Origin of the sequence: Leuconostoc rapi (assembly GCF_016908715.1) — a bacterium.
Classification (GTDB): domain Bacteria; phylum Bacillota; class Bacilli; order Lactobacillales; family Lactobacillaceae; genus Leuconostoc; species Leuconostoc rapi.
In genome coordinates this window covers 48,521-56,160 of the sequence record NZ_JAFBEK010000009.1, presented here as the reverse complement: position 1 = coordinate 56,160, position 7,640 = coordinate 48,521, and the positions used below count along the sequence as shown (strand labels likewise).

The window sequence follows — 7,640 nt, the reverse complement described above, 5'->3', positions numbered from 1 at the left end:
ATTAATTTAAATTCATTTGAATATTTAGACATAGAAAAAACCCAATAACTTTCTGGACATTTTTTTATTTTGTCCAAGTTATTGGGTTCACTTCACCGCAGAGATGCTTTTTTATGTGGTTAATGTTGTTTATGCTGCTTCTGGAACATCCTTGTTAAAGAAGTTAGCGACAAAGGCAGCCAGAACACCACCAAGTAGGTCAGCAACAATGTATACCCAAACATGTCCTAAGGCTTTACCTTGAACAAAGATAGCAGGAGAAAGCGCACGTGCAGGGTTAAAGGCACCACCAGTGATTGGCAAGGCAACGATAATCAAGACAGCCAACCACAAACCAATAATGATTGGTGCTGGAACATTAGCCAATTTTGTGACGATTGAAATAACCAAGATGAACAAGAATGTCAATACGAATTCGAACAAGAAGGCTGACAAAGCTTCACCATCGGCAAAGTTAGTCTGACCTAGACCAGCTAAATTAACGAATTGTGAGACTGTCATTTTTTGACCAGACAAAGCTTGTGAAACGGTTGGGGACTTCAAGTAAGTAGCAACACCACCAAAAACAGCCGCTGAGGCAACAATAGCACCAAGCAATTGTGCTATGACGTAACCACCAAATTCAGCCCATGACAAGCGTTTTTGAATGGCCATTGATAGTGATACAGCAGGGTTAAAGTGTCCACCTGAGATGTGCCCAAAAGCAGCAATGGCAACAGCGAGTGCCAAACCAAATGACAAAGCAATTGTTAATGGTGATGGTGTTGTAGCGGCTGAATAAACAACGCTACCAGTTCCAACGAACACAAGAATAAATGTGCCGAGGAATTCTGCGATATATTTACGCATGAATATATTCTCCTTAATATGTATGTAAAATTACCAATACATATTATTATACACTTTTACATTAACTGACGTTTAAATTATGCAAAAAGGTTAAGTTGTGGTAAATATATTATGATTATTTATTCACAATATTATCAGTTAAAATGAGTGATAACAAAATGGTAGCATTTTGTTTTGACGTATGATAACATAAATCAAGAAAGCGTTTACATATCAAGTAAATAGGTGCTTTTGAACCGAGAACAAGTACGCTAAAGTTGTTTATGACAACAAGCACAGCCAGCGTTTAATCATAGATTGGAGATGATGATATGATGTCATTTGTTGTACTTGCCGTGGGAATTATATTTTTATTATTACTCATTATCAAGTTTAAAATTAATACGTTTATCGCCTTAATTTTAACTTCTGTTGTCGTGGGTGTTGGATTAGGCATGAAATTAGATCAAATCCCAATTTCAATACAAAATGGTATTGGTTCATCGTTAGGTGAATTGGCGATTGTGTTTGGTTTTGGAGCGATATTGGGCCGTCTGGTGGCAGATGCAGGTGGTGCTTATCGTATTGCACATACATTAATTTCAAGGTTCGGTAAAAAACGTGTGCAATTGGCTATTATGGTGGCAGCGTTTATTATAGGAATTGCGCTATTCTTTGAAGTCGGAATGGTGTTGCTAATTCCCATTGTGTTTGCGATTGCTTTGGAAGCCTCAGTGCCATTGTTGTATCTAGGCATCCCAATGGCGGCCGCGTTGTCTGTTACACACGGTTTTTTGCCACCACATCCAGCACCGACCGCAATTTCTGGTGCTTTAGGTGCTAATCCAGGAACGGTTCTCGTTTATGGGTTGATTATTGCAGTGCCAGCAGCGATTATAGCAGGACCGGTTTTTACAAAATTAGCCCAAAAATTTGCACCTGACGCGTTTGTGATTAAACGACAACTGAAAGCTTTTGGTGAGCAAAAGTCGTTTGCTTTGGAAGATACACCCAGTTTTGGCATTGCCGTTTTAACATCGTTATTTCCTGTTTTGATGATGGGGATAACAACTGTTTATACGATTGTCTTTAATGATGGCCAGCCATTTAGCAAACCAACAGGTTTTGATGCTTTTATCACCATGATTGGTAATCCTGTTGCTGCTATGATTATTTCGTTGGTGTTTGCGATGTGGTCAATGGGTTGGCACCAAGGTAGAAAAACCACTGACATGATGGGCACAGTTGAAGAAGCAATCAAATCAATTGCTATGTTATTACTCATTATTGGTGGTGGCGCAGCGTTTAAGCAAATTTTGATTGATGGTGGTATTTCTGAACAAATTTCTAACTTATTTATACATTCAGCTATATCGCCATTGCTGCTAGCTTGGATTATTACTGTGGTATTACGTGTTGCTTTGGGGTCAGCTACTGTTGCTGCGTTAACTGCAGCAGGCCTTGTTCAGCCGTTAATGGTTGCCTCCAGTGTTAATCCAGCATTAATGGTCTTAGTTATCGGTGCTGGCTCATTAGCTGCCTCGCATGTCAACGATGCAGGATTTTGGATGTTTAAAGAATATTTTGATCTAAATGTGAAACAGACCCTGTTGATTTGGACAGTACTAGAAACAATTATTGCTGTTGTTGGTCTTGTTATGGTATTAATATTGAGCCTGATAGTTTAAATTTCTGCAATTTAGTTGTATATCAATAAAGCCGTTGTCTAACACTATGTTAGGCGACGGCTTTATTTGAGTTAGTATTTTAATGTCATGGCATTAAATGCCACAATAATTGTTGAAAGAGACATCACAATGGCACCAACCATTGGATTAAGTGTGATACCGATAGGGGCTAAGATACCGGCAGCTAGCGGGATAGCAATGATATTATAACCGGCTCCCCACCACAAATTTTGTGTTTGTTTTGTAGTTGCATTTTTAATCAAGTGTAAGAAATTAATGATTTTAGGTAATTGATTGGCAATGAGGACAGCATCAGCAGATGCTTGTGCCACCTGTGTTCCTGCACCAATTGCGATGGAAAAATTAGCTTTTGCTAACGCAGGTGCATCATTAATACCATCCCCAATCATCATGACATCCCCGCGCTTTTGGTACTCAGCGACCAAGTCAATTTTTTCTTGTGGTGAAACTTGCGCATGAATATCTGTAATACCTAGGTCATTGCCGACCACATGTGCTGCGTTGTGATTATCGCCAGTGACTAATATCGGTTGAATCCCTTGCTTGATGAGTTGCTTGATAAAGTCAGGCGCGGTGTCTTTAATTGTATCTCCTTGTACAATACCTGCAATAACATGCTGATGTTCTAGTAAATAAGAGATTGAGCCATTATCGTCTAGGGGTGTAAAGATAATGTTGTTTTCAGTTAAGTAACGTGCTGATACTAATAAATAGTGTGCTCCGTTAACCATACCTGATACGCCGTATCCAGCAATATTTTCGACGTGTGTTGCTTGTAACTTTGGTGCTTGACGCGTTTTGGCATAAGCCACAATCGATTTGGCTAGGGGATGAGTGGACTGAGAATCGAGTGCTGAAGCAATTGCGATAGCCTGTGTCTCATCGAAATCATGAGTCACCACACGTGTGACGTTAAATGCGCCATTGGTGAGTGTGCCTGTTTTATCCATTAGTGCGTATTTTAAATGGTTGGCAGCTGTTAATGCTTTACGGTTTTTAATTAGAATACCTTGTGCCGCAGCAATGGCTTTTGTCCGTTGAATAACGAGAGGCACAGCTAAACCAAGTGCATGCGGGCAGGCAATGACTAATACGGTAACAGCAATATTGATGGCAGCGCCAAAGCCAGTGATATTAGTCCAAATAACTAGTGCAGCAAAGGCAAATATTAATGCTAACCAAAATAGGTAAGCTGCTACGCGGTCAGCGAGCGTTTCAACGCGTGATTTTTGATCCTGTGAGGTGGACAAAGCAGATTGTAATTGTCCAATAAATGATTGCGAACCTACTTGAGTCAAACGGACATCCAATGAACCATTTCCGTTTATTGTCCCCCCCACGACACGACTATTTTCAGCTTTGTCGATGAGTTTGCTTTCACCAGTCATGAGTGATTCGTCAACTTGGCTTTGACCAGATATCACCGTGCCATCAGCGGGGAAAGCTTCACCAGCTAGCACTTGAATAACCATATCATTTGTTAAAGTATCAATTGGCATATCCATGACCATATCACCATGTTTGACGTGAGCAATGTTTGGCAGCAGGGCGCGTAATTTATCGGTGGCATCACCTGCTTTCATCGTTGCAGCCATCTCAATGCGATGTCCTAATAGCATGATGACGGTTAGTGTGGCAAATTCCCAGAAGAAATCCATGATATGATCGCCATGAAAGAATTGATTAACCACTAAGGCATATATAGAATACCAGAACGTGACAATTAATCCCATACTAATTAAGCTCATCATTGCTGGCTTTTTTGCTTTGAGTTCGTTTTTTGCACCGTCAAAGAAAGGTTTTGTTCCGACAATGTAAAGTAGAAGTGATAGAAGTGCTGTGAGCCAGATACTACCTGGGAAAGTTAATGTCCATGGCAAAGACATACCCATGAAGGGCGTGATGATAATAATCGGTATCATCACGCCAAATGACCACCAAAAACGACGTTTCATATCAGACATATCCATACTTGCCATGCCGGGATCATCAGACATGTGCATATGATGTGACATACCGCTCATGTTCATACCATCATCGTGTTGATGTTCAGAATTCATTGACATGTCGGCCATATGATCATCATGTTGGTGTTCTTCTGATGGCATTTTGTGTGAATGGTTTGAATCTGTATGATGCTCATGGTTCATGCTGTGATGTTTTGTTGTTGTCATTTTAATTCCTCCCAATGATTAGGCATACAATTACATGCTACGCTTTCAGGTGCCGTGGCATATTTTGCCTTTAATACGTCTTGTAAATTCAAAATATCTCTTTGAGATAATTCTGTTGTTTCTATGACATTTGCCATAGCGTCGCCAACACACATCGCACACATCGCTTGAATTGTGTGATTGAGTGCATAAGTCATAGCGTCATGTTCGTCAACTGTAGGTGTATACAAACGGTCACGCACTGCGCCATTGTCTGTCAAATAACCCTTTTTTTGTAGACGCGTTACAAGCGTTTTGACGGTAGAGGGGGCCCAATCTTTTTTAAGCGTCATCACACGAATAATTTGACGGCTTGTTGCCTCACCTAGTGTCCAAATCACACGCATAATTTCCCATTCACTAGTTGTCATTGTTTGATTATGTTTTATCATACCTATAGTTTACAATTGTAAACTTAAAAAAGCAAGGCATATTTTCCAGTAGGGGGTATGGTAATATAGTTATTAAGAGGTTTTAAAATGGAGAATTGGTTAACAAAACGAGCGCGTCTAACGCCAGCGCGTGTGGCTGTTACTGATGGTCAAAAACAAATGACTTTTTCAGAAGTCGCACAAGCAGCGGCAATCATGGCAGGTCGAATCGCAGCGCTAAAGAGTACACGGACGCACGACCGTATCGCGCTTCTCATGGTCAATAACATCAGCGGTTATTTAGTTATTATGGCATTACAGCAATTAGGCAAAACAATTGTTTTTATAAATCACCGTTTATCTGTAGCGGAGATTAATTATCAATTATCAGATGCAGATATTGATATTCTGTTGACAGATGATGCTTACAAGCAAAAATTATTTGTACAGCAACAGGTGAAATTTTCTGATTTACCGAGTGGTGAGCCAATAACACCTGTTAATGACTATCCAGATGATTTTGTAACAAGCATCATGTATACGTCAGGCACAACAAATCACCCTAAGGGCGTCATGCAAACATATCAAAATCACTTTATGTCTGCAATGGGAAGTGCGCTTAATTTAGGTCTCACTGCAACCGATGCTTGGTTGGCTGTTGTGCCTATCTTCCATATTAGTGGTTTTTCAATTTTAATGCGAAGTCTGCTATATGGGATGCGTGTGGTGCTGGTTGAAAAGTTTGAGGCTTCTAAAATAAATGATTGGCTCATTCATGATACAATCACGACGATGTCGGTTGTGCCAGTGATGCTAAAAACATTATTAGCTGAGTTACCTGATGATGTTAATTACAATGACCATTTTCGAGCGATGTTACTAGGTGGTGGGCCAACTGATCAACAGACATTACAACAAGCACAAGCGCATCACTTACCTATTATTCAATCTTATGGTATGACTGAAACATCTTCGCAGGTCGTGGCACTCGCGCCAGAAGATATTCAATCAAAATTAGGCTCTGTTGGTAAACCGCTTTTCCCTGTAACTGTTGATATACGAGATGATCAAGGACAATCAACGTCAGTTGGTAATATTTGGCTTAAAACGCCAACTTTGACACCTGGTTATTTAAATCATCCCAAGCAATTAAATCACCAAGTGTCATCAGGCTGGTTCAACACTGAAGATTTTGGTTATTTTGATACGGATGGCTTCTTATATATTCAAGGTCGTCAAGGTGATATGATTAGTTCTGGTGGTGAAAATATTTTCCCAGACGAAGTGGAATCAGTGTATGCCAAAATGCCCGGACTAGAAAATATTGTCGTCATTGGCGTTCCTGATGAAAAATGGGGTGCTATTCCTGTAGCTGTTGTATCGGGAACGCATCTCTCGCTAGCTGCTCTCCGTGATTATGGACGCGAACGGTTGGCACATTATAAGGTACCAAAACAATTTTATCGCGCTAAAACATGGTATCGCACTGCTAGTGGCAAAGTACAACGTCACCGTTTTGCACAGGTATTAACTGAATTGCCAGCATTAAAATAATATAGGAGAAATACGTAACGAACTGATGTTACGTTTTAAAATTATGACACGATCACCAAAAAATACTGATGTTCAGGCACTGTTTAATAAAATTGCACCTGAATATGACAAAATGAATAATATTATTTCCTTCGGTACGCACAAGTTGTGGCGCCAAAAAGTGATGTCTAGAATGACATTTCCGATTGGGGCTGACATCATTGATGTCGCAACGGGAACTGCTGATTGGGCGTTGGCGCTGGCAGAAAAGAGCGATGAAACAGCACACGTTACTGGGTTAGATTTTAGTGAAGAGATGTTAGCCATTGGACAAAGTAAGGTTGATATAAGTGATTACTCTGAAAAAATCACCTTGGTTCAAGGTGATGCTATGGCGCTACCTTTTGACGATGCAGCATTTGATATTGTGACTATTGGTTTTGGCTTGCGTAACTTACCAGACCCGGTGACAGGATTAAAAGAAATGTATCGGGTATTGAAACCAGGTGGACAGCTTGTTATTTTAGAAACTTCACAGCCTGATAATCCTATTGTGAAACCATTATGGCAACTTTATTTCGGAAAAATCATGCCAGTGTTTGGCAAGGTATTTGCTAAAGGTAAGTATACTGAATATAAATACTTAGACGAAACGACAGAGCATTTTATGGATTATATGACACTTGGTCAAGTGTTGTTGAAAACAGGGTTTAAAAAAGTGACCATTTCGCGTTTCAATTTAGGTGCGGCAGCGGTACATTATGCCACGAAATGATCGTTGACTATATTTTTTTTGATGTCGTAGAAAAAAGCAATCGTCCGAAAGTTAGCTTGCTTTCGGACGATTGCTTTTAATTTTAATACTGCTCCACCTGGGATCGAACCAGGGACCTTCACATTAACAGTGTGCTATTCTACCGCTGAACTATAGAGCATAAGTTGTTTTGTCAACTATTAAATTATATCAATATTAAAAATAAATGTCA

General features: G+C 39.9%; 6 protein-coding genes and 1 tRNA gene. 3 read left to right on the top strand and 4 right to left on the bottom strand.

Features of this window, described 5'->3' with window-relative positions; translation table 11 throughout:
* Positions 1-129 precede the first annotated feature (129 nt).
* Complete coding sequence (locus JOD28_RS08330) at positions 130-855, bottom strand: MIP/aquaporin family protein (RefSeq protein ID WP_338087907.1); 726 nt, start codon at positions 853-855, stop codon at positions 130-132.
* Positions 856-1,160: 305 nt separating this feature from the next.
* Between JOD28_RS08330 and JOD28_RS08325 the strand changes: the two genes are divergently transcribed.
* Positions 1,161-2,516, top strand: a complete 1,356-nt coding sequence (locus JOD28_RS08325; protein WP_275587494.1) for a gluconate:H+ symporter — start codon at positions 1,161-1,163, stop codon at positions 2,514-2,516.
* 71 nt (positions 2,517-2,587) lie between these two features.
* On the opposite strand, the gene JOD28_RS08320 is transcribed toward JOD28_RS08325, so the two are convergent.
* Together JOD28_RS08320 and JOD28_RS08315 are read right to left on the bottom strand one after the other, a co-directional pair.
* Positions 2,588-4,645 carry a copper-translocating P-type ATPase gene (locus JOD28_RS08320; protein WP_204770362.1) on the bottom strand — a complete coding sequence of 686 codons (2,058 nt, stop codon included), beginning with the start codon at positions 4,643-4,645 and terminating at the stop codon, positions 2,588-2,590.
* Between the two features lie 62 nt (positions 4,646-4,707).
* Positions 4,708-5,142: a CopY/TcrY family copper transport repressor gene (locus JOD28_RS08315; protein ID WP_204770355.1), complete on the bottom strand. Its 435-nt coding sequence runs from the start codon at positions 5,140-5,142 to the stop codon at positions 4,708-4,710.
* A gap of 87 nt (positions 5,143-5,229) precedes the next feature.
* On the opposite strand from JOD28_RS08315, the gene JOD28_RS08310 reads away from it, so the two are divergent.
* Both JOD28_RS08310 and ubiE read left to right on the top strand, forming a co-directional pair.
* Positions 5,230-6,675: an o-succinylbenzoate--CoA ligase gene (locus JOD28_RS08310; RefSeq protein ID WP_204770354.1), complete on the top strand. Its 1,446-nt coding sequence runs from the start codon at positions 5,230-5,232 to the stop codon at positions 6,673-6,675.
* 43 nt (positions 6,676-6,718) lie between these two features.
* Entirely contained in the window at positions 6,719-7,429 is a 711-nt protein-coding gene (gene ubiE, locus JOD28_RS08305) for a bifunctional demethylmenaquinone methyltransferase/2-methoxy-6-polyprenyl-1,4-benzoquinol methylase UbiE (protein WP_204770353.1), read from the top strand.
* Positions 7,430-7,517: 88 nt separating this feature from the next.
* Here the strand turns inward: ubiE and JOD28_RS08300 are convergent.
* A tRNA-Asn gene (locus tag JOD28_RS08300) sits at positions 7,518-7,589 on the bottom strand.
* Between the last annotated feature and the right edge of the window lie 51 nt (positions 7,590-7,640).

Coding starts and splice junctions, on each gene's coding strand:
- ubiE (WP_204770353.1), top strand. CDS start 6,719: ATGACACGATCACCAAAAAATACTGATGTTCAGGCACTGTTTAATAAA.
- JOD28_RS08320 (WP_204770362.1), bottom strand. CDS start 4,645: ATGCCATCAGAAGAACACCAACATGATGATCATATGGCCGACATGTCA.
- JOD28_RS08315 (WP_204770355.1), bottom strand. CDS start 5,142: ATGATAAAACATAATCAAACAATGACAACTAGTGAATGGGAAATTATG.
- JOD28_RS08325 (WP_275587494.1), top strand. CDS start 1,161: ATGATGTCATTTGTTGTACTTGCCGTGGGAATTATATTTTTATTATTA.
- JOD28_RS08310 (WP_204770354.1), top strand. CDS start 5,230: ATGGAGAATTGGTTAACAAAACGAGCGCGTCTAACGCCAGCGCGTGTG.